The sequence below is a fragment of the Cupriavidus necator genome (assembly GCF_040578825.1).
GTDB lineage: Bacteria > Pseudomonadota > Gammaproteobacteria > Burkholderiales > Burkholderiaceae > Cupriavidus > Cupriavidus necator_E.
The window spans coordinates 61,465-81,561 of the sequence record NZ_JBEFLI010000009.1; the positions used below are offsets into that span (position 1 = coordinate 61,465).

17 protein-coding genes are annotated in these 20,097 nt (G+C 68.9%); 11 read left to right on the forward strand and 6 right to left on the reverse strand.

Annotated features, from left to right (window positions below; all coding sequences use genetic code 11):
• The first annotated feature begins 107 nt into the window (after nucleotides 1-107).
• From AB1I47_RS07170 to AB1I47_RS07190, 5 genes are read left to right on the forward strand one after another with little or no spacing between them, the layout of a single operon-like run.
• Nucleotides 108-1,799, forward strand: coding sequence for an ABC transporter substrate-binding protein (locus tag AB1I47_RS07170; RefSeq protein WP_354683078.1), 1,692 nt, complete (start codon nucleotides 108-110; stop codon nucleotides 1,797-1,799).
• Nucleotides 1,800-1,802: 3 nt separating this feature from the next.
• Nucleotides 1,803-2,798: an ABC transporter permease gene (locus AB1I47_RS07175; RefSeq protein WP_354683079.1), complete on the forward strand. Its 996-nt coding sequence runs from the start codon at nucleotides 1,803-1,805 to the stop codon at nucleotides 2,796-2,798.
• Between the two features lie 48 nt (nucleotides 2,799-2,846).
• The gene (locus AB1I47_RS07180; protein WP_407935806.1) at nucleotides 2,847-3,755 is read left to right on the forward strand and encodes an ABC transporter permease; all 909 of its coding nucleotides are present in this window, start codon (nucleotides 2,847-2,849) and stop codon (nucleotides 3,753-3,755) included.
• Nucleotides 3,756-3,798: 43 nt separating this feature from the next.
• Complete coding sequence (locus AB1I47_RS07185) at nucleotides 3,799-4,350, forward strand: carboxymuconolactone decarboxylase family protein (protein ID WP_354683080.1); 552 nt, start codon at nucleotides 3,799-3,801, stop codon at nucleotides 4,348-4,350.
• 13 nt (nucleotides 4,351-4,363) lie between these two features.
• Nucleotides 4,364-6,052 (forward strand): ABC transporter ATP-binding protein, encoded by a 1,689-nt coding sequence (locus tag AB1I47_RS07190; RefSeq protein WP_354683081.1) that lies wholly within the window; start codon nucleotides 4,364-4,366, stop codon nucleotides 6,050-6,052.
• Nucleotides 6,053-6,090: 38 nt separating this feature from the next.
• Here the strand turns inward: AB1I47_RS07190 and AB1I47_RS07195 are convergent, their stop codons facing one another.
• The 6 genes from AB1I47_RS07195 to AB1I47_RS07220 form a co-directional block, all read right to left on the reverse strand.
• On the reverse strand, nucleotides 6,091-6,747 hold the full coding sequence (locus AB1I47_RS07195; protein ID WP_354683082.1) for a methionine ABC transporter permease: 657 nt from the start codon (nucleotides 6,745-6,747) through the stop codon (nucleotides 6,091-6,093).
• On the reverse strand, nucleotides 6,728-7,561 hold the full coding sequence (locus AB1I47_RS07200; RefSeq protein WP_407935804.1) for a methionine ABC transporter ATP-binding protein: 834 nt from the start codon (nucleotides 7,559-7,561) through the stop codon (nucleotides 6,728-6,730). The genes AB1I47_RS07195 and AB1I47_RS07200 overlap by 20 nt, the downstream gene beginning before the upstream one ends.
• A 10-nt stretch (nucleotides 7,562-7,571) precedes the next feature.
• Complete coding sequence (locus AB1I47_RS07205; protein WP_354683083.1) at nucleotides 7,572-8,384, reverse strand: MetQ/NlpA family ABC transporter substrate-binding protein; 813 nt, start codon at nucleotides 8,382-8,384, stop codon at nucleotides 7,572-7,574.
• Between the two features lie 93 nt (nucleotides 8,385-8,477).
• A complete protein-coding gene (locus AB1I47_RS07210; protein ID WP_354683084.1) occupies nucleotides 8,478-9,818 on the reverse strand; it encodes an LLM class flavin-dependent oxidoreductase in 1,341 nt (446 codons plus the stop codon).
• 23 nt (nucleotides 9,819-9,841) lie between these two features.
• The gene (locus tag AB1I47_RS07215; RefSeq protein ID WP_354683085.1) at nucleotides 9,842-11,062 is read right to left on the reverse strand and encodes an acyl-CoA dehydrogenase family protein; all 1,221 of its coding nucleotides are present in this window, start codon (nucleotides 11,060-11,062) and stop codon (nucleotides 9,842-9,844) included.
• 271 nt (nucleotides 11,063-11,333) lie between these two features.
• Nucleotides 11,334-11,756 carry a hypothetical protein gene (locus tag AB1I47_RS07220; RefSeq protein ID WP_354683086.1) on the reverse strand — a complete coding sequence of 141 codons (423 nt, stop codon included), beginning with the start codon at nucleotides 11,754-11,756 and terminating at the stop codon, nucleotides 11,334-11,336.
• Nucleotides 11,757-12,204: 448 nt separating this feature from the next.
• Between AB1I47_RS07220 and czcI the strand changes: the two genes are divergently transcribed.
• From czcI to AB1I47_RS07250, 6 genes are all read left to right on the forward strand, one after another.
• On the forward strand, nucleotides 12,205-12,579 hold the full coding sequence (czcI, locus tag AB1I47_RS07225; protein ID WP_354683087.1) for a cation efflux protein, CzcI family: 375 nt from the start codon (nucleotides 12,205-12,207) through the stop codon (nucleotides 12,577-12,579).
• A gap of 92 nt (nucleotides 12,580-12,671) precedes the next feature.
• Complete coding sequence (locus tag AB1I47_RS07230; RefSeq protein WP_354683088.1) at nucleotides 12,672-13,937, forward strand: TolC family protein; 1,266 nt, start codon at nucleotides 12,672-12,674, stop codon at nucleotides 13,935-13,937.
• Nucleotides 13,938-13,955: 18 nt separating this feature from the next.
• Nucleotides 13,956-15,206 (forward strand): efflux RND transporter periplasmic adaptor subunit, encoded by a 1,251-nt coding sequence (locus AB1I47_RS07235; protein WP_354683089.1) that lies wholly within the window; start codon nucleotides 13,956-13,958, stop codon nucleotides 15,204-15,206.
• Nucleotides 15,207-15,219: 13 nt separating this feature from the next.
• Nucleotides 15,220-18,396 carry a CusA/CzcA family heavy metal efflux RND transporter gene (locus AB1I47_RS07240; RefSeq protein WP_354683090.1) on the forward strand — a complete coding sequence of 1,059 codons (3,177 nt, stop codon included), beginning with the start codon at nucleotides 15,220-15,222 and terminating at the stop codon, nucleotides 18,394-18,396.
• A 156-nt stretch (nucleotides 18,397-18,552) separates the two neighbouring features.
• On the forward strand, nucleotides 18,553-19,179 hold the full coding sequence (locus tag AB1I47_RS07245; protein WP_354683144.1) for a DUF1326 domain-containing protein: 627 nt from the start codon (nucleotides 18,553-18,555) through the stop codon (nucleotides 19,177-19,179).
• A 91-nt stretch (nucleotides 19,180-19,270) separates the two neighbouring features.
• A complete protein-coding gene (locus AB1I47_RS07250; protein ID WP_354683091.1) occupies nucleotides 19,271-20,011 on the forward strand; it encodes a DUF2182 domain-containing protein in 741 nt (246 codons plus the stop codon).
• Nucleotides 20,012-20,097: the final 86 nt, after the last annotated feature.

Below are 20,097 nucleotides of genomic sequence, written 5' to 3' on the forward strand. Positions count from 1 at the left end.
TCGTTCGCGCGGTGGCCGGGGCTGCATATAGTTGGGCTCCCTGAGTTGTCTCCCGACTTTATGTTCCGCGGCGCCGGTTGGCGCGCGGTCCCCTGCTGCCTGCCACCATGACGAACTTCTTGCGCACGCCCCGGCCTGTACGGCCGCTCGCCTGGCTCTGGCCTGTCGCGCTTTCCATCGGCCTTCTCGGCGCGGGTGCCGCGGCAAACGCGGCCCCGGCCACCCCGGCGGAGACGCCGCGCGCCGGCGGGACGCTGACCACCATCGTCCAGCCCGAGCCGGTGATCCTGACCTCGGCGCTGAATTCGGCCGCGCCCACCGGCTTCCTCAGTGCCAACGTGTTCGACGGCCTGCTCGAATACGACAACAATTTCAAGCTGCGGCCGGCGCTGGCCGAGCGCTGGGACATCTCGAAGGATTCGAAGACGCTGACCTTCCACCTGCGTCCGAACGTCAAGTGGCACGACGGCAAGCCGTTCACGTCGGCGGATGTCAAATGGACGCTGGAGAACGTGTGGAAGAAGCTCCATCCGCGCAACCAGATCCTGTTCGGCAAGGTGACGCAGGTGGATACACCGGATGCGCTGACGGTGGTGCTGCGCTTCTCGGAACCGTCGCTGGCGGTGCTGAGCTCGCTCAACAGCAACGGTGCCCAGATCCTGCCCCGGCACCTGTACGAGGGCACCGACATCCTCAACAACCCCTACAACAACAAGCCGGTCGGCACTGGTCCCTTTGTCTTCAAGGAATGGAGCAAGGGCAACTACATCGTGCTGGAGCGCAACCCCAACTACTGGGACAAGGGCAAGCCTTACCTGGACAAGGTGATTTTCAAGGTCATCCCGGATGCGAGCGCGCGCGCCGCGGCGCTGGAGAAGGGCGAAGCCCAGTACGCGCCGTTCAACCCGGTGCCGCTCAAGGACGCGCAGCGGCTGGCGCAGCTGCCGTCGCTGAAGCTCGAGACGCGCGGCTACGACTGGCTGTCGCCCTGGCTGTTCATGGATATCAATGTCGACCGCCCGTATTTCAAGGACGTGCGGGTGCGCCAGGCGCTCGCGCACGCGATCGACCTGAATGCGCTGAACAAGGTGGTGTGGTTCGGCTTCGGCAAGCCCGCGGTGAGCCCGGTGGTGTCGACGCTCGGCCAGTTCTTCAACCCGAACGTGCCGAAGTACCCGCATGACCCTGCAAAGGCCGAGGCGCTGCTCGATGCCGCCGGCCTCAGGCGCGGAGCCGACGGCAACCGGCTGAAGATCCAGATCGACTATCTCCCCTACGGCGACGACTACAAGCGCAGCGCCGAATATATCAAGCAGGCGCTCAAGCGCGTGGGCATCGACGTGGCGGTGCGCACGCAGGATACGCCCACCTACACCCGGCGTGTCTACGGCGATCGCGACTTCGACCTGGCCGTGGCCTGGTACGCGGGTTTTGCCGATCCGCTGGTAGGTGTGACGCGCGCCTACCGTGCCGATACGATCGGCAAGAACATTCCCTGGTCGAACGGCTCCGGCTATCGCGGCGAAGAGGCCAACAAGCTGATCGACCAGGCGCAGGGTTCGCCCAGCCAGGCCGAGCGGATTGAGCTGTTCAGGAAGTTCCAGACCGTGGTGCAGACCGACCTGCCGTCGCTGCCGCTGCTCGAACTGCGCTTCTTCACCGTGCAGTCGGCGGGCTTGCGCGATACGGTCAGCGGTGTTGACCAGATCTACGCTTCGCTGAAGCATGCGTGGTTCGCCACGCCGCCGGGCGCCAGCGCGACGGTGGCCACGGCCGGCAAGACTGAAGCGGCGCGCTGAGCGATGGCAGTGCAGACAGGCGCCATCGCCCGCTCCGCGGTCCTGGGCCGGCTGCTGCAGGCGGTCGGGCTGGTGACGGCGATGGCCATCGTCAACTTCTTCCTGCTGCGCCTGGCGCCCGGCGATGCCGCGCAGGTGATGGCGGGCGAGGCGGGCGCGGCCACGCCGGAATACCTGGCCGCGCTGCGCGCGCAGTTCGGGCTGGACCAGCCGCTATGGGCGCAGCTCGGCAAGTACCTGTGGCACCTGGCGCAGCTCGACCTGGGCTATTCGTTCCGGCAGGGCATGCCGGTGCTGGAACTGATCGTGCAGCGGCTGCCGGCCACGCTGCTGCTGATGGGCGCGAGCATCGGCTTCGCGGTCATCGCCGGCGCGGCGCTGGGCGTACTGGCCGCTGCGCGCGCCGGCCGCTGGATCGATACGGTGATCTCGTCGGCGGCGTTGCTGTGCTTTGCCACGCCGCTGTTCTGGATCGGCCTGATGCTGGTGCTGGTGTTCTCGGTGTGGCTCGACTGGCTGCCGGTCGGCGGCATGTTCACGGTGGAGTCGGGGCTGACGGGCTGGCGCCATGCGCTCGATGTGGCGCGCCACCTGGTGCTGCCGGCTGTCACGCTGGGGCTCTTCTACATGGCGGTCTATGTGCGCCTGATGCGCGCCAGCATGATCGAGATGCGGCGGCAGGACTTCGTGCGCACCGCCGTGGCCAAGGGCGCACCGGGCAGCCGCGTGCTGACCCGCCACGTGCTGCGCAATGCGTTGCTGCCGCTGGTCACGATGGTGGGCGTGCAGGCCAGCTCGGTGATCGGCGGCGCGGTGGTGGTGGAGACGGTGTTCTCGTGGCCCGGCCTGGGCCGCACCGCGTTCGATGCGCTTTACCAGCGCGACTACAACCTGCTGCTCGGCATCCTGCTGTGCAGTTCCGTGGTGGTGATCGCGGTCAACGGCATTGTCGATCTGGTCTACGCGCGCCTCGATCCGCGCATCCGGTTGCCGCGATAGCCGCTTTGATCCCGATAGCCGCTTTGATCCAGGAGTATGGTCTTGTCCTTGTCTTCCCAGGCCTTGCCGGTCGAGGTAGCCGCGGTTTCCCCCGACGCCATCGCCCCCGTGCTGCCGCACCCCCGGCGCCGCGGTGCGCTGCGCCGGCTGCTGTCCTCCCCGAGCGCGCTGCTCGGCACTGCGCTGTTGCTGCTGGTGCTTGCCGCGGCGGTCTGCGCGGGATGGCTGTTCCCCGGCGATCCGCTCGACATGGCCACCGAACCGTTGCTGTGGCCGGGCCGCGATGCGGCCTTCCCGCTGGGATCGGACATGCTCGGCCGCGATATCGCGGCGGGCCTGTTCCATGGCGCACGGGCCTCGCTGCTGATCGCGGCGGTGTCGACCGTGCTGGCCGTCGCGCTGGGCGTGGCCGGCGGTGTTGCCGCCGGCTTCTGCGGCGGCCGGGTCGACCGTGCGTTCGGCGCGGTCACCACCTTCTTCCAGACCATTCCGTCGTTCCTGTTCGCGCTCGCCATCGTCGCCATCGCGCAGCCATCGGCGACCAAGATCGCGCTGGCGATCGGCATCACCTCGTGGCCGGCGCTGGCGCGCCTGGTGCGCGCCGAGGTGCTGCGCCTGCGGCACGGCGACATGGTGCTGGCGAGCGAAGCGCTCGGAGCCAGCCATGCCCGCATCATCGTCCACGACATCCTGCCCAACACGCTGACGCCGGTGCTGGTGTCGGCGTCGCTGATGGTGGCGACGGCCATCCTGACCGAGTCGAGCCTGGCCTTCCTCGGCCTTGGCGATCCCAATGTGGCGAGCTGGGGCAACATGGTCGGCGCCGGGCGCGAGGTTCTGCGCACGGACTGGTACGTCTGCGTGCTGCCGGGACTTGCCATCGGCATCACGGTGCTGGCCCTCAACCTGATCGGCGACGGGCTTGCAGCCGTCTTCGATCCGCGCGAAGGCCGCTGACGCGGTCGCGCGCTTCCCTTCTGGTTTCTGTCTGGAGAAAATCTTGGCTCGCGTCAACGATATCGATGCTTCCCGCCTTCCCGCCGACGCGCGCGCCGTCTACGAGCGCGTCGAACGCGAATACGGCGCGTTCGGCAATATGCTCAAGGTGCTGGGACACCGGCCGCCCGCGGTCGCGCACCTGTTCGGCCTGTTGCTCGAGTCCGCCCGCGACGGGCTGATCACGCGCCGGCACCTGGAGATCGTGCTGGTCACGGCATCGCGGCTCAATGCCTGCCACTACTGCATCTCGCACCACGAGCCGCGGCTCGAGGCGCTGGGCGTGGATGCGGACACCGTTGCCAACATCCTCGATCCCGACGTGCCGGGGCTCGACCCGGTAGAGCGCCTGGTGCGCGACTACACCGTGCAGGTCACCACGCAGCGCGTGACCGACACGCTGGTGGGCCAGCTGCGCGAGCATTTCTCCGAGGCGCAGCTGGTCGAACTGACGCTGCGCGCCGCGCTGTGCGCCTTCTTTGCGCGCTTCAACGAAGCGCTGGGGATCGAGGTCGAACCCGAACTGCTGGCGGCCGAAGTGCATGGGCCGGCCTGACCCCGGAGCGGCCATGACGCAACCCCTGCTGTCGCTGCGGCAACTGACCATCCGCTATCCGGGCGCTGAACGGCCCGCGGTTTCCTCGCTCGACCTCGACATCCGCCAGGGCGAAACCGTCGCGCTGGTGGGCGAGTCCGGCTGCGGCAAGTCGACCACGGCGCTGGCGTTGCTGCGGCTGCTGTCGCCTGCGGCGCAGGCCAGTGGCCGCATCCTGCTCGAAGGGCGCGACCTGCTGCCGTTGTCCGAGCGCGAGATGACCGCGCTGCGCGGCAATGCGCTGTCGATGCTCTTCCAGGAGCCGATGACGTCGCTCAATCCCGTGCACACGGCCGGCGACCAGGTGGTGGAGGCCTTGCGGCTGCACCAGCGGCTGTCCGCGCACGCCGCCCGGCTGCGTGCCGTGGAACTGCTCGACCAGGTACGGATCCCCGAGCCGCAGCGGCGCTTTCACGCCTATCCGCACCAGCTTTCCGGCGGCCAGCGCCAGCGCGTGATGATCGCGATGGCGATCGCCTGCTCGCCGCGGCTGCTGGTTGCCGATGAGCCGACCACCGCGCTCGACGTGACCGTGCAGGCGCAGATCCTGGAACTGCTCGATGCGCTGCGGCGCGAGTTGTCGATGGCGATGCTGCTGATCACGCACGACCTCGGCGTGGTTTCGCGCTGGGCCGATCGCGTGGCGGTAATGCATGACGGGGTCAAGGTGGAAGAGCAAACCGCCTCGGCACTGTTCCGGCAGCCCGCGCATCCCTATACGCGAGCGCTGCTGGGCGCGTCGCTGAGCACGGCGCATGGGCCGGGGCAGGCACCGCACTATCGCAGCGGCCGCTTGCCCGAGTTGCGCGTGGACCGGCGCAGCGACGGGGCAGCAGCCGCGTTCCGGGTGGAGCAGCCGGCGCTGCGCCCGCCGGTACCGCACGCGCGGGGCGGCGAACCGCTTATCCGCATCGACGACCTGCACGTGATACACCGCACCGGCGCGCACGCCACGCATGCGGTGCGGGGCGTGTCGTTCTCGATCGAACCCGGCGAGACGGTGGCGCTGGTGGGCGAATCAGGCTGCGGCAAGTCGACGCTGGCCCGTGCCGTGCTGCGGTTGTCGGACCACGACGGCGGCCGCATCGTATTCGATGGCACCGACCTGGCCAATATCGACCGGCGCGGCATGCGGCCCTGGCGCGGCGCCATGCAGCTGGTGTTCCAGGATCCCTACGGCTCGCTGAACCCGCGCAAGACCGTGGCTGACCTGCTCGGCGATGCGCTGCGGATCCATGGCGTGCGCGACCGGCGCGAGCGCCGCCAGCGCGCGCTGGCGATGATCGAGCGTGTCGGGCTGCCGGCCTCGGCGCTGCAGCGCTATCCGCACGAATTCTCCGGCGGACAGCGTCAGCGCATCGGCATCGCGCGCGCGCTGATCGTGCGGCCCAGGCTGCTGGTCTGCGATGAGCCGGTGTCGGCGCTCGACGTCTCGGTGCAGGCGCAGGTGCTGAACCTGCTGGCCGATCTGCAGGCCGAGTACGGGCTGGCCTGCCTGTTCATCTCGCACGATCTGGGTGTGGTGCGCTATATCGCGGACCGCGTGCTGGTGATGCGCGACGGGCAACTGGTGGAAGCGGGCGACCGCGAGCATATCTGGGACGCCCCGGCGCACCCCTACACGCGCCAGTTGCTGGCCGCCGTGCCGCGCCTCGCGGCGTAGGCAGTGGTGGCAGGCAGGGCGCGGCAGGCAGGTCGCGCTCAGCGCCGGTGGTCGAAGCGCCGCGCCAGCCGCTCCCCGGCGAACTGCACCAGCGTGACCAGCGCCACCAGGATGACGATCACGTTGAACATCACCGCCGTTTCGTAGCGCTCGTAGCCATAGCGGATCGCCAGGTCGCCCAGGCCGCCGGCACCGACCGCGCCGGCCATCGCCGACGAGCCGATCATCGCGATCACGGTGACCGTGGCGCCGCCGACGATCGCGGGCAGGGCCTCCGGCAGCAGCACGTGGCGCACGATATGCCAGCGCTTGCACCCCATTGCCCGCGCCGCTTCGATCAGGCCCGGGTCGATCTCATTGAGCGCGACCTGCGAGATGCGCGCGAAGAACGGTATCAGGTGAGCGCTCAGCGGCACGACCGCCGCCCAGGTGCCCATGGTGGTGCCGACGATCATGCGCGTGACCGGCAGCATGGCCACCAGCAGGATGATGAACGGGATCGAGCGGAACATGTTCACCAGCACTGACAGCGTGCGATGCAGCCGCGGGCGCGGCGCCAGTCCGCCCGGCGCGGTCACCGTCAGCACGATGGCCAGCGCCATGCCGGCGACGAACACCACGGCGCAGGCGCTGGTGGTCATCAGCAGCGTTTCGCCGAGTGCCTTCAGGTACTTGTCAAGCATGGGCAGCAGCACGGGGTGCAATCTCCTTCTGGAAGGCTTCCGGTGCATCGGGCAGTCGCTGGCGCAGCGGCCGCAGCAGCGCGATGGTCGCTTCGGCCTTCGGCTCGGCAAAGACCTGCCAGACCGGGCCGTGCTCGATCACGCGCCCATGGTCGAGCACCAGCACGCGCTCGCACGCTTCGCGGATCACCGCCATATCGTGGGTGATCAGCACCACGGTCAGCCCGAGCTGGCGGTTGATATCGCGCAGCAGCGCCAGGATCTGCTCGGTGGTTTCGGGGTCCAGCGCCGAGGTGGCCTCGTCGCACAGCAGGATTTCAGGGCGGTGCACCAGCGCGCGGGCGATGCCGACGCGCTGCTTCTGGCCGCCCGACAGCATTGCCGGGTAGGCCTGTGCCTTGGCGGACAGGCCAACGAGATCGAGCAACGCGGTCACGCGTGCGGTGATCTCCTGCCGCGGCACCCCGGCCACGCGCAGCGGCAGCGCCACGTTGTCGAACACGGTCTTGGCCGACAGCAGGTTGAAGTGCTGGAAGATCATGCCGATGCGCCGGCGCAGCGCAACCAGTCCGTTCTCGTCGAGCCGGCCGATATCGGCGCCGTCGATGCGGACCTCGCCGGTGTCGGGCCGCTCCAGCATATTGATGGTGCGCAACAGTGTCGACTTGCCGGCGCCGCTGCGGCCGATGATGCCGAAGCGCTCGCCGCGGCCGATGGTGAAGGAGATATCGGCCAGCGCGGGCGTGGCCGCGCCCGCGTAGGTCTTGCCGATCTGCGTGAAGACGATATGCGGGTCGGGTTCCCGCAAGGGCAGGACTGTGTGCATGCCTGGCGCTTCAGAAGGCAGGAATCACCGAGCCCTGGTACCTGGTCTGGATGAACTTGCGCACTTCGTCGGACTGGTAGGCCTTGACCAGCGGCGCGACCCACGGCGCGTTCCTGTCCTTCTCGCGCACGGCGATCACATTGACGTAGGGGTTGTGCTCCTTCTTCTCCACGGCGATGCCGTCGCGCGTGGCGATCAGGCCGGCCTGGTAGGCAAAGGTGTTGACGATCGCGGCCGCGTCGACGTCGGGCAGCGCGCGCGGCAGCACTACCGACGCGCTTTCGACGAACTCGAGCTTCCTCGGGTTGGCCGTGATGTCGGCCAGCGTGGCGGTGCCGGTATAGGGATCGAAACCCTCCCTGAGCCTGATCAGCCCGTGGTCGCGCAGGATCACCAGCGCGCGGGTCTGGTTGCTGGGGTCGTTGGGGATGCCGATCTTCGCGCCGTTCGGCAGCGCCTCCAGCGACTTGACCTTGCGCGAGTAGAAGGCGATGGGGGAGATCAGCGTATCGCCGACATTGACGATCTTGTAGCCGCGCTGCCGGATCTGGTCGCGCAGGAAGGGGATGTGCTGGAACGCGTTGGCGTCGAGGTCGCCGTTGTTGAGCGCTTCGTTGGGGCTGGCGGTGCCGGTGATGACGATGGTCTGGACCTTCAGGCCCTGCTTGTCGGCGACGCGCGTGACGACTTCCCAGATCTCTTCGTCGACGCCGCCGCGCACGCCGACCTTGAGCGGGCGGTCACTGCGCTGCGCGTGCGCGCTGCCGATCGAAAGCGCCGTGAGCGCGAGGGCAAGGGAAGCAAGGACGTGGCGTCGTTTCATGGCGGGGCCGGACGAGTGATGGAAACACCAGTCTAAGAACGGCGCCGCGCCTGGTCCACGAAGGAATCCGCGCTAGCAAATGCGGACTTTCGCTCAGGCGGCGGCCTGCGCCGGGATCCGTCCCGCCGGGCGTTGCAGGCCCAGGTGCGCGCGCAGCGTGGCGCCTTCGTACTCGGTACGGAACATGCCGCGCCGTTGCAGGATCGGCACCACGCCGTCGACGAAATCCTGCAGCCCCTCGGGCAGCACATCGGGCATCAGGTTGAAGCCGTCGGCGGCACCGTTGCGGAACCAGTGCCCGATGTCGTCGGCAATCTGCTCCGGCGTGCCGACGATCACGCGATGCCCGCCGCCGCCCGCCAGCTCGCGGATCAGCGCGCGCACGGTCAGGTTCTGGCGCTGCGCCAGCGCGACGGTGGCGCGGAAGAAGGTGTGGTTGCCGTTGGCCGGCAGCGGCAGGTTGCCAGGCAGCGGCGCATCGAGGCTGAGGCGCTCCACCGGGATGCCGAGCGTGCCGGCCAGGCGCGCCAGGCTGTAATCCCATGGGATCAGGTCGACCAGCGCGTCGCGGCGCTGCCGCGCCTGCGCCTCGGTGGCGCCGATGATCGTGGTCAGGCCCGGCAATACCTTCACCGCGTTCGGCCCGCGCCCGAGCGCTTCGGCGCGCGTATTGATCTCGCGCTTATAGGCGAGCGACTCTTCGAACGACTGCGACGCGGAGAACACCGCTTCGGCATGCAGCGCCGCCAGCTCGCGGCCATCGGCGGAGCCCCCGGCCTGGAACAGCACGGGATGGCCTTGCGGCGAACGCGGCAGGTTCAGCGGCCCCTGCACGTCGAAGAAGATGCCATGGTGCGCGATCGGCTGCAGCTTGCCGGTATCGACAAAGCGCCCGCTGTCCTTGTCGCCGACCAAGGCATCGTCTTCCCAGCTATCCCACAGCGCCTTGACGATGCGCGTGAACTCGTCGGCGCGCGCATAGCGCTGGCCGTGCTCGGGCGGCGCGGCGCGGCCGAAGTTGCGCGCGGAGCCGGCATCGGCAGTGGTTACCACATTCCAGCCGGCACGGCCGCCGCTGATGTGGTCGAGCGTGGCGAAGCGCCGGGCGATGTTGTAGGGCTCGTTGTAGCTGGTCGATGCGGTGGCGACCAGCCCGATATGCGTGGTGGCCGCGGCGACGCTGGCCAGCAGCAGCGTGGGCTCCAGCGCGGTGATCGGGCGGAAGTGGATCTGGTCGGCGATCGACGCATTGTCGGCCAGGAAGATCGCGTCGAACTTGCCCGCTTCGGCGATGCGCGCCACGCGCACATAGTGGCCGACGTCGAAGAATGCGCGAGGATCGCTGGCGGGCAGGCGCCACGCCGATGGCACGAAGCCGGCGTGCAGCGCGTTGATATTGAGGTGCAGCTGGCGCGGCGGGGAGCTCGCGGTCATCGGGATTCTCCTGGGGCGCCGCCTCAGAACACGCGGCCTTCGGCCAGGTGCGTGGTTTCGCCGTTGAGGTGGTAGGCGCCCACCACCCGTGCCTTGTGCAGCAGCGGGTTGTGGCTGAAGATCGTGCGCAGGTTGCGCCAGTGGCGGTCGAAGTTGTGCTTTCTGGCCGTGGCGGAGGCGCCGCCGGCCTCGAACAGGCGCTCGGCCACATGCAGCGCCAGCTTGCTGACCACGAGCTGCGTCTGCGCCGTGGCCAGCGCGCCTTGCAGCACCAGCGCTTCGGCGTCGGCCGCGCGCGCCAGCAGCGCATCGGCCGAGCGGTCCAGCGCGCGGGCGTTCTCGCGCACCAGCGCGTCGATGGCGTGGCTGTGCGCGGCCAGGTCGCCGATCACCTGCTGGATGAAGTGGTCTTCGCGCGCCGTTGGCGCGGGGCTGTGCAGCACCGGGCGGCCGTGCTCCAGCACATAGCGCCGGGCATCGGCCCAGGCATTGCGCACGATGCCGGCGGCAACCGCTACCAGGTGCAACTGGCGCAGCGCGCCGCAATGGCGGCCGACCAGCGTACTGTTGGCGCGCGGGGCGATCTCGTCGGCAAACACCGGCACGTCGTTGAACACCAGGCTGCCGCTGGCCGTCATCCGTTGTCCCATGCCGTCCCAGTCGTCGACCACGCTGAAGCCGGGGCGGTCGGTCGGGATGATGATGAAGACGTCGGCGCCGCCGGCGTCCTTGACGTTGATGCGGGCGTAGTCGGCAAAGGCGGTGCCGGTCGAGTAATACTTCTTGCCGCTGAGGCGAAACTGGTCGCCGTCGCGGCGCAGCGCCGTGGTGATTTCCCCTGGCCGCGAGGTGCCCTGTTCGGTCGACGCGCCGCCGAAGATCGCGCCATCGACGATACGCTGCACCTGCAGGTCGTTGAAGGCCGAGCGCGGTGCCAGCCGCAGCGATTCGGTCTGGTCGAAGTGGATGCGCAGCGCATGCGCGACGTTCGATTCTTCGGCCGCAATGGCGGCGATCACGTCGAACAGGTCCACCAGCGAACCGCCCAGCCCGCCCCATTCCACCGGCAGCCGCAGCAACCCGAGGCCGGACTTGCGGAACAGCGCGAAGCCTTCATAGGGCAGCACGCGCCGTGCCTCGCGCGCGGCGGCGTCGGCGCCGATCCTGTGCGCCAGCGCCGGCACCTCGTTCAGCGCGGCACGCAGTGTGGCGTGACGGGCATCGAAGTCCAACGGTGCATTCATGAGCTTGTTCCCTTTGTCGAAATACGCAGGGGCTCAGCATAGGGAACGGGGGCAGGGGCGGGAACGAAGGAAAGCCCATATCGATATGCGCGGGCGCTGTTGCGGGCTTCCTCAAAGGCAAGCGGGCGCGATAAGGAACTGCTGAAGCTTGGGCGAAGGAGAGGGCGCTGTTAGAGGAAGTGTTCAGGCTGTGCGAGCCGTTTCGCGGCATCGGCTGCGTTGCGATGCCGGGGCGGCCGACAGGCAAGACTGCCGGGCCGCCATCGGGTGATCAGGCATGCGCGCCGTCCGCATACGGGTCGAAGCTGCGCGCCGGCGCTGCCGAGACGCCGCTGCGATCCAGGCCGGCCACCGTGCGGGCGCCGTCCACGTACGGATCGGGCTTGCCGGTGCGGGCGCCGTCGGTGAAGGTGTCGTGGGTGCGGAACTCATAACCATACTTGTCGCCCGGCAGGCTGTTGCGATCGAGGCCTGCCACAGTGCGGGCACCATCCACGAACGGGTCTGCCTTGCCGACCCGCGCGCCGTCCAGGAACGGATCGGCCTTGCCGGCGCGGGCGCCGTCGGTGAAGGCGTCATGCGTGCGGAAGTTGTAGCCATACTTGTCGCCGGGGAGCTGTTCGGCGGCTTGTGCGGCGCCCAGGGCGGCCAGCGACAGGATCAGGGCGGTAGCGAGGCGGGTGGTCTTGGTCATGATATTTCTCCAGGTCTTGTTCGTTGAATTTGTCAGAACGTGTTGCGTTGTGTGCGTGCCGTTCATGTAACGAACTATAGGGGAGTGGGCCGGGTGGGTGCGGGTGGTGTGGTGGATATGTTGTTCAGAAAATTTGAACCGAAGAAGTCGCTGCGGCGGCGCCGGAGTTTTGCCACCGGGCCCGGTGGACGCTACCCTGCCGCGCGCGAGGAGGGCCGGAGTCTCAACGAAGCAGCGTGCGTCGGTATGCCAGCGCCTGCCCTCTCCCCCGGCCCCTCTCCCGCCCGCGGGAGAGAGGTGGGGGTGAGGGCCGGCGCGTCAACGAAGTGCCGCATATCCCCAGCGATGACACAAATGTCATTACCCCATCCCCAGAATCCCCGCCCGCCTCGGTTAAACTCCCAACTCGCCGTCGTCCCGTCACCGAGCCGGCAGCGCAGACACCCCAATGCAACGACTCCTCCTCATCCTCCTTGCGCTCATCCTGCCGCTCCAGTTCGCCTGGGCGGGAGCGGCTGCGTATTGCCGGCATGAGGTGGCAGCAGCTGCCAAGGCCCATCCCGGCCACCACGAGCATCAGCACAAGGCTGACGCCACCAGCCCCGGCAAACTCGCCGACACCACCAGCGACACCGACCAGCTCGCCCTGCCGGATCCGGACTGCGGCGTCTGCCATATCGCCTCGTTGCCATTCGCGCGCGCCGACGCGCCTGACATGCAGCCAATGCGCCGCATCGAGCAGGCCCCCCCGGCGCGGCAGCCCAGCTTCTCCTCTCACAGCGCGCGGGCGCCCGATCGTCCGCAGTGGCCGCGCCTCGCCTAGCCGGCGAGACGATGCGCTGTTTCCGCATTCCCTGATCTCCTGACGTCAGGCGTCTCGCCGAATTTCCCCGGTTTCTTTCCTGGTGCAATTCGATGCGAAGACTTTTGCTGCCGCTTGGGCTGGCGGCCGCCTTATCCAGCCCGCTTTCCGGCGTCGCGCAGACGCCGCCTCCTGCCATCGCGACGGCGGACGCCATGCCCGCCATGCCGGAGCCACCCGGCACGCTGACGCTGGACGCCGCGCTGTCATTGGCCGAAGCCGGCAGCTTCGCGCTGTCGGCGGCCGGCAAGGAACTCGCCGCCACCGAAGGCGATATCACGCAGGCACGCGTGCTGCCCAATCCGGAGCTGGCGGTGTCGATGGAAGACACCCGCCGCGCCACGCGCGCCACCACCGGCCAGGTCAATCTGCCGATCGAACTCGGCGGCAAGCGCGCCGCGCGTATCGGCGTGGCCGAGCGCGGGCGCGAGCTGGCGCAGGCCGAGTTCGGCAGCGCGCGCGCCGAGCTGCGTGCGGCGGTGATCGCGCGCTTCTTCGGCGTGCTGGTGGCGCAGCAGCGCGTGAGCCTCGCCGAGGGTTCGGTCGGCATCGCCAGCACGGCAGCCGCCGCCGCGGGACGGCGCGTGGCCGCGGGCAAGGTCGCGCCGCTGGAGGAAACGCGTGCGAAGGTCGAGCAGGCCAATGCCGAGCTGGAACTGGCCGAGGCCACCGGCGCGCTGCAGTCGGCGCGGCAGTCGCTGGCGGCGCTGTGGGGCAATGCCGCGCCGCAATTCGCGCAGGCGCAGGGCGATCTCGATGCGCTGCCGTCGCGCCCGCCGCCCGCCGTGCTGCAGCAAGCGCTGGAGCAATCCCCGCTGCTGGCGGCAAGCCGTCTTTCCGCCGAGCGCAGCCGCGCCGAAGTGGCGGTGGCGCGCAGCCGCCAGTACCCGGACGTTACCGTCAGCCTCGGCGCCAAACGCGACAACGAGGCCAACCGCAATATGGCGGTGCTGGGCGTGGCGATTCCGCTGCCGCTGTTCGACCGCAACCAGGGCAACCTGTACGCGGCGCTGCGCCGCGCGGACAAGGCGCAGGACGCGCATGCGGCCACGCGCATCCGGCTGGCCAACGAGCTGCAGCAGGCCTCGACCCAGTTGTCGGTCTCCCGCGCCGCGGCGCAGACGCTGCAATCGTCGGTGCTGCCCGCGGCCGAGCAGGCCTATGCCGCCGCGACGCGCGGCTTCGAGGCCGGCAAATTCAATTTCCTCGACGTGCTGGACGCCCAGCGCACGCTGTTCCAGGTGCGCATCCGCTACCTGGACGTGCTGGCCCGCACCTATGACGCCGCGGCCAGCATCGACCGCATCCTCGGACACTGACACGGAAGGCTTCAGGCAATGGCAATGAGCAAGCAACAACGGGCCGCCGTGGTGGCCATCCTGATTGCGGGGCTGCTGGGCGGCGCGGCGATCCTGTTCACCGGCAAGGGCGGCGGCACCGGCGCCGAAGCCGGGCACGAGCATGGCGACGAGCACGCGCACGAAAAAACAGAGCACGCGCAAAGCCACGCAAGCGCACCCACGGCGCAGCCGCAGGCCGAAGGCAAGCCGCACGTGATCGCGCTGACGGCCGCGCAGATCGCGCAGGCTGGCATCGGCCTGGCCACCGCCGGTCCCGCAGCGCTGCGCAGCAGCGTCGATTTCCCCGGCGAAATCCGCTTCAACGAAGACCGCACCGCGCACGTGGTGCCGCGCGTGGCGGGCGTGGCGCAGGCGGTGCCGGCCAACCTCGGCGAGCAGGTGAACAAGGGCAAGGTGCTCGCGGTGATCGCCAGCACCGCGCTGGCCGACCAGCGCAGCGAACTGCTGGCCGCGCAGAAGCGCGAGGCACTGGCGCGCGCCACGTATGCGCGCGAGAAAACGCTGTGGCAGGAAAAGATCTCCGCCGAGCAGGACTACCAGCAGGCGCGCACCGCGCTGGAAGAAGCGCAGATCGCGGTGCAGAACGCGCGCCAGAAGCTGACCGCGATCGGCGCATCGGACAGCGCCCCCGGCAAGGGCGGCAGCCTGAACCAGTTTGCGCTGCGCGCGCCATTCGCCGGCATCGTCGTGGAAAAGCACCTTGCGCTGGGCGAGGCGGTCAAGGAAGACGCCAGCGTCTTCACCATCTCGGACCTGAGCTCGGTGTGGGCGGAGTTCGTGGTGTCCGCACGCGACCTGGACCGGGTGCGCGTCGGCGAGTCGGTCACGGTGCGCTCGACCGCCTCCGATACGCAGGCCGAAGGCAAGGTCTCCTACGTCGGCGCGCTGTTGGGCGAGCAGACGCGCACCGCCAAGGCGCGCGTGACGCTGGCCAATCCGGGCATGGGCTGGCGCCCGGGGCTGTTCGTCACCGTCAGCGTGCAGGGTGCGCCGGTGCAGGTGCCGGTCACGGTGGCGGCCGACGCGGTGCAGCAGGTGGACGGCCGGAGCGTGGTGTTCGCCGCCGTACCGGGCGGGTTTGCGGTGCAGCCCGTCAGGACCGGGCGCAGCGACGGCAAGCTGGTGGAGGTGACCGAAGGCCTGCAGGCGGGCGCGCGCTACGCCGCGGCCAACAGCTTTATCCTCAAGTCCGAGCTGGGCAAAGCCAGCGCCGGGCACGAGCACTGAGCAGGAGACGCGCATGTTCGAACGCCTGATCCGCTTTGCGATCGCGCAGCGCTGGCTGGTGCTGCTGGCCGTGCTGGGCATGGCCGCGCTCGGCCTGTACAGCTACACGCGGCTGCCCATCGACGCGGTGCCCGATATCACCAACGTGCAGGTGCAGATCAACACCGCTGCGCCCGGCTATTCGCCGCTGGAGACCGAGCAGCGCATCACGTATCCGGTCGAGACCGTGATGGCGGGCCTGCCCGGCCTGGAGCAGACCCGTTCGCTGTCGCGCTATGGCCTGTCGCAGGTGACGGTGATCTTCCGCGACGGCACCGATATCCACTTCGCGCGCCAGCTCGTCAACCAGCGCATCCAGGAAGCGCGCGACCAACTGCCCGCCGGCATCGCCCCCGCAATGGGCCCGATCTCGACCGGACTGGGCGAGATCTACCTGTGGACGGTCGAGGCCGATCCCGGCGCACGCAAGGCGGACGGCACGCCATACACGCTGTCGGACCTGCGCGAGATCCAGGACTGGGTGATCCGTCCGCAATTGCGCAACGTGCCCGGCGTGACCGAAGTCAATGCCATCGGCGGCCATGCGCGCGCCTACGTAGTCGCGCCGAGCCTGGAGCGGATGGCCTCTTATGGCCTGTCGCTGGCCGACGTGGTGGCCGCGCTGGAGAAGAACAACGACAACGTCGGCGCGGGGTATATCGAGCGCCGCGGCGAGCAGTACCTGGTGCGGGTGCCGGGACAGGTGCGCTCGCTCGACGATATCCGCGAGGTGATCGTCGGCAGCGCGCAGGGCCAGCCGATCCGCGTGCGCGATGTCGCCACCGTGCAGACCGGCGGCGAGCTGCGCACCGGCGCCGCCACCGAGAACGGGCACGAAGTGGTGCTGGGCACGGTGTTCATGCTGATCGGCGAGAACAGCCGCGCGGTGTCGCAGGCGGTGGACCGCAAGATGGCCGAGATCCACCGCACGCTGCCGGCCGGCGTGAAGGCGGTCACGGTCTACGACCGCACCACGCTGGTCGACAAGGCCATCGCCACGGTCAGGACCAACCTGCTCGAAGGCGCGGTGCTGGTGATCGCGGTGCTGTTCCTGTTCCTCGGCAACCTGCGCGCCGCGCTGATCACCGCGCTGGTGATCCCGCTGTCGATGCTGTTCACCTTCACCGGCATGGTCCATACGCGCACCAGCGCCAACCTGATGAGCCTGGGCGCGCTGGATTTCGGCATCATCGTCGACGGCGCGGTGGTGATCGTCGAGAACTGCGTGCGCCGGCTGGCGCATGCGCAGCAACGCCACGGCCGCACGCTGACGCGCGAGGAGCGGCTGCACGAGGTCTTTGCCGCCGCGCGCGAGGCGCGCCGGCCGCTGCTGTACGGGCAACTGATCATCATGGTGGTGTACCTGCCGATCTTTGCGCTGACCGGCGTCGAGGGCAAGATGTTCCACCCGATGGCGATCACCGTGGTGCTGGCGCTGCTGGGCGCGATGCTGCTGTCGGTGACGTTCGTGCCGGCGGCGGTGGCGCTGGCGATCGGCCACTGCGTGCAGGAGCGCGAGAACCGGCTGATGGCGTGGGCGCGGCAGCGCTATGCGGCGTTGCTGGAGCGCGCGCTGGCGGCCACGCCGGTGGTGCTGACCTTTGCCGGCGTCGCAGTGGCACTGTGCCTGGCGATCGCCACGCGGCTGGGCAGCGAGTTCGTGCCGAACCTTAACGAAGGCGACCTTGCCATCCAGGCGCTGCGCATCCCCGGCACCAGCCTGACGCAGTCGGTGGCGATGCAGCAGCAGGTGGAAACCGCGCTGAAGGCGAAATTCCCGGAGATCGCGCGCATCTTCGCGCGCACCGGCACCGCGGAGATCGCGTCGGACCCGATGCCGCCGAATATCTCGGACGGCTACATCATGCTCAAGCCGCAGTCCGAATGGCCCGCACCGCGCCGCACCCGCGACGAACTGATCGCCGCGATCCGTGACGAGGTCGGCAAGCTGCCGGGCAACAACTATGAGTTCTCGCAGCCGATCCAGTTGCGCTTCAACGAGCTGATTTCCGGCGTGCGCTCCGACGTGGCGGTCAAGGTGTTCGGGGATGACAACGCCGTGCTGGAGCAGACGGCGAACCGCATCGCGGCCGTGCTGCGGGACATACCGGGCGCGGCCGAGGTCAAGGTCGAGCAGACCACCGGGCTGCCGATGCTGACGGTCAATATCGACCGCAACAAGGCGGCACGATACGGACTGAACATGCGCGAGATCCAGGACGCGGTGGCGATCGGCATCGGCGGCAAGGTGTCGGGCACGTTCTTCAGCGGCGACCGGCGCTTCGATATCGTGGTGCGCCTGCCCGACGCGGTGCGCGAGGACGTGGAAGCGCTGCGGCGCCTGCCGGTGGCGCTGCCCAGGGACGGCGCCGCCAACGCGCGCACCAGCTATATCCCGCTCAGCGAAGTGGCCACCGTGGAGATCGCGCCGGGTCCCAACCAGGTCTCGCGCGAGAACGGCAAGCGCCGCATCGTGGTCAGCGCCAATGTGCGCGGCCGCGATATCGGCAGCTTCGTGCCCGAAGCCGAAGCGGCCATCCGTGAGCGTGTGCAGGTTCCCGCTGGCTACTGGACGAGCTGGGGCGGCACCTTCGAGCAACTGCAGTCCGCCACCGCGCGCCTGCGCGTGGTGGTGCCGCTGGCGCTCGCGCTGGTATTCGTGCTGCTGTTCGCGATGTTCGGCAATGTGAAGGACGGCCTGCTGGTCTTCACCGGCATCCCGTTCGCGCTGACCGGCGGCATCCTGGCGTTGTGGCTGCGCGGCATCCCGCTGTCGATTTCGGCGGCGGTGGGCTTTATCGCGCTGTGCGGCGTGGCGGTGCTCAACGGGCTGGTGATGCTGTCGTTTATCCGCTCGCTGCGCGAGAGCGGCCATGGGCTCGACGATGCAGTCCGCGACGGCGCGCTGACGCGGCTGCGGCCGGTGCTGATGACGGCGTTGGTGGCGTCGCTGGGCTTCGTGCCGATGGCGCTGGCCACCGGCACCGGCGCGGAGGTGCAGCGCCCGCTGGCGACGGTGGTGATCGGCGGCATCCTGTCGTCGACGGCGCTGACGCTGCTGGTGCTGCCGGTGTTGTACCGGCTGGTGCACCGCAAGGATGAGCCGGCACGCGAAGCCGCGCAGAGACAGTTGGCGGGGATGGAGACGTGAGGGGCAAGGCAAAGCGCGGTCCTTCACCTATAGTCAAGTGGTGTCGGCCGGCATCGGCCAGCGCCGCGGGTTGGCGACAACCGCAAGCGAGCGCCGTCCGGCCATCCGCAGCCGATGCATGAGTGCATTACCGGACGCACAGGAAGGAGGCGAATGATGGCATCCGCAACATGGAACGTCAGCGGTCAATACTACGAGACCTGCAACTGCGACTTCGTGTGTCCATGTCTGCCTGGACAGCTGGCAGCCCGGCCGAGCAAGGGCTCGTGCCAGTTCGCCATGGCATTCCAGATCGAGCATGGCCAGTACAACGGCGTCGCCCTGGACGGCCTCGGGTTCATGGTGCTCGGCTTTACGCCGGAGGCGATGGAGAAGGGCAACTGGTCCGTGGGTGTCATTGCCGACAAGCGCGCCAATGACGCCCAGCGCGACGCGATTACCGCCATAGCCAACGGCACGGCGGGCGGGCCCATGGCGGCGCTGGCCCCGCTGGTGGGGTCGTTCGCGGGCGTCGAATCCGCGGAGATCCGCTTCCAGCGTAACGGGAAGACGTGGTCGGTCACGTCGCCGAATCTCGTCGACATGGCTGCCGAGGCTGCGATGGGCATCAATCCCGCCGCGACCGAGCCGCTTCATCTCGACCACACCGGCCACCCGGCCGCCGATCGCTTCGCGCTGGCCCATCCTTCGCGCACTCACGTCCATGCGCTGGGTTTCGACTGGGACGATGTCAGCGGGCGGAACAACGGGCAATATGCACCGTTCTCCTGGCAGGGAGGCTGAGCTGGACAGCGTCTCACAGACTCCGGGCCCCGGTCCGGTCGCCGCACTGGCCAGCCGCGACCGGATGCTCGTCTGGGCCTGCATCGCTGCCGTGACGGTACTGGCGTGGGGGTACCTGTTCTTTCTCGATCGCCAGATGGCCGCCGCCGCGCAGCACGAATCCGCGATGGCAGCGATGGGCATGTCGATGGACCGGGCCTGGACCGGCGCGGACCTCGCCTTCACCTTCACCATGTGGGTCGTGATGATGGTGGGCATGATGACCGGCTCGGCGGCGCCGGTCATGCTGCTCTACGCAGGGCTGCACGCGCGGCGGGATGGCCGCCGGCCGCCGCTGATCGTGCTGGCCTTCGGGTTGGGTTACCTGCTGGTATGGGGCGGCTTCAGCGTGGCCGCGACGCTCGCGCAATGGGGCCTGCATGAAGCCGCGCTGCTGTCGCCGGCGATGGCGCTGTCAGACCGGCAGGCAGCGGGGGTGATACTGTGCGCGGCGGGGATCTACCAGCTCACGCCGTTCAAGCGCTCCTGCCTGCTGCATTGCCGCAGTCCGCTCGGCTTCCTGCTTGCGCGCTGGCGCGACGGCAAACGGGGCGCGCTGCGGATGGGAATGCGCCATGGCGCGTTTTGCCTCGGGTGCTGCTGGGCGCTGATGTGCGTGCTGTTCGTCACTGGCGTGATGAACCTGGTCTACGTGGCTGCGCTGGCGCTGTTGGTACTGTTGGAGAAGCTCGGCCCGGCGGGCATGTATGTGGCGCGAGTGGCCGGCGTCGCGATGATCGGGATCGGGTTGTCGTTCCTCGCGTGCGCGGGCGGGAGCTGCGGTTTGGCCTGAGTGTCCCGTGCGGTGCAAGCCGTCGGGCCGGCCAGTGCATTCGATGTTTCATGACACCGTGAAGCTTCGGTTTGCGCCACGGCGGC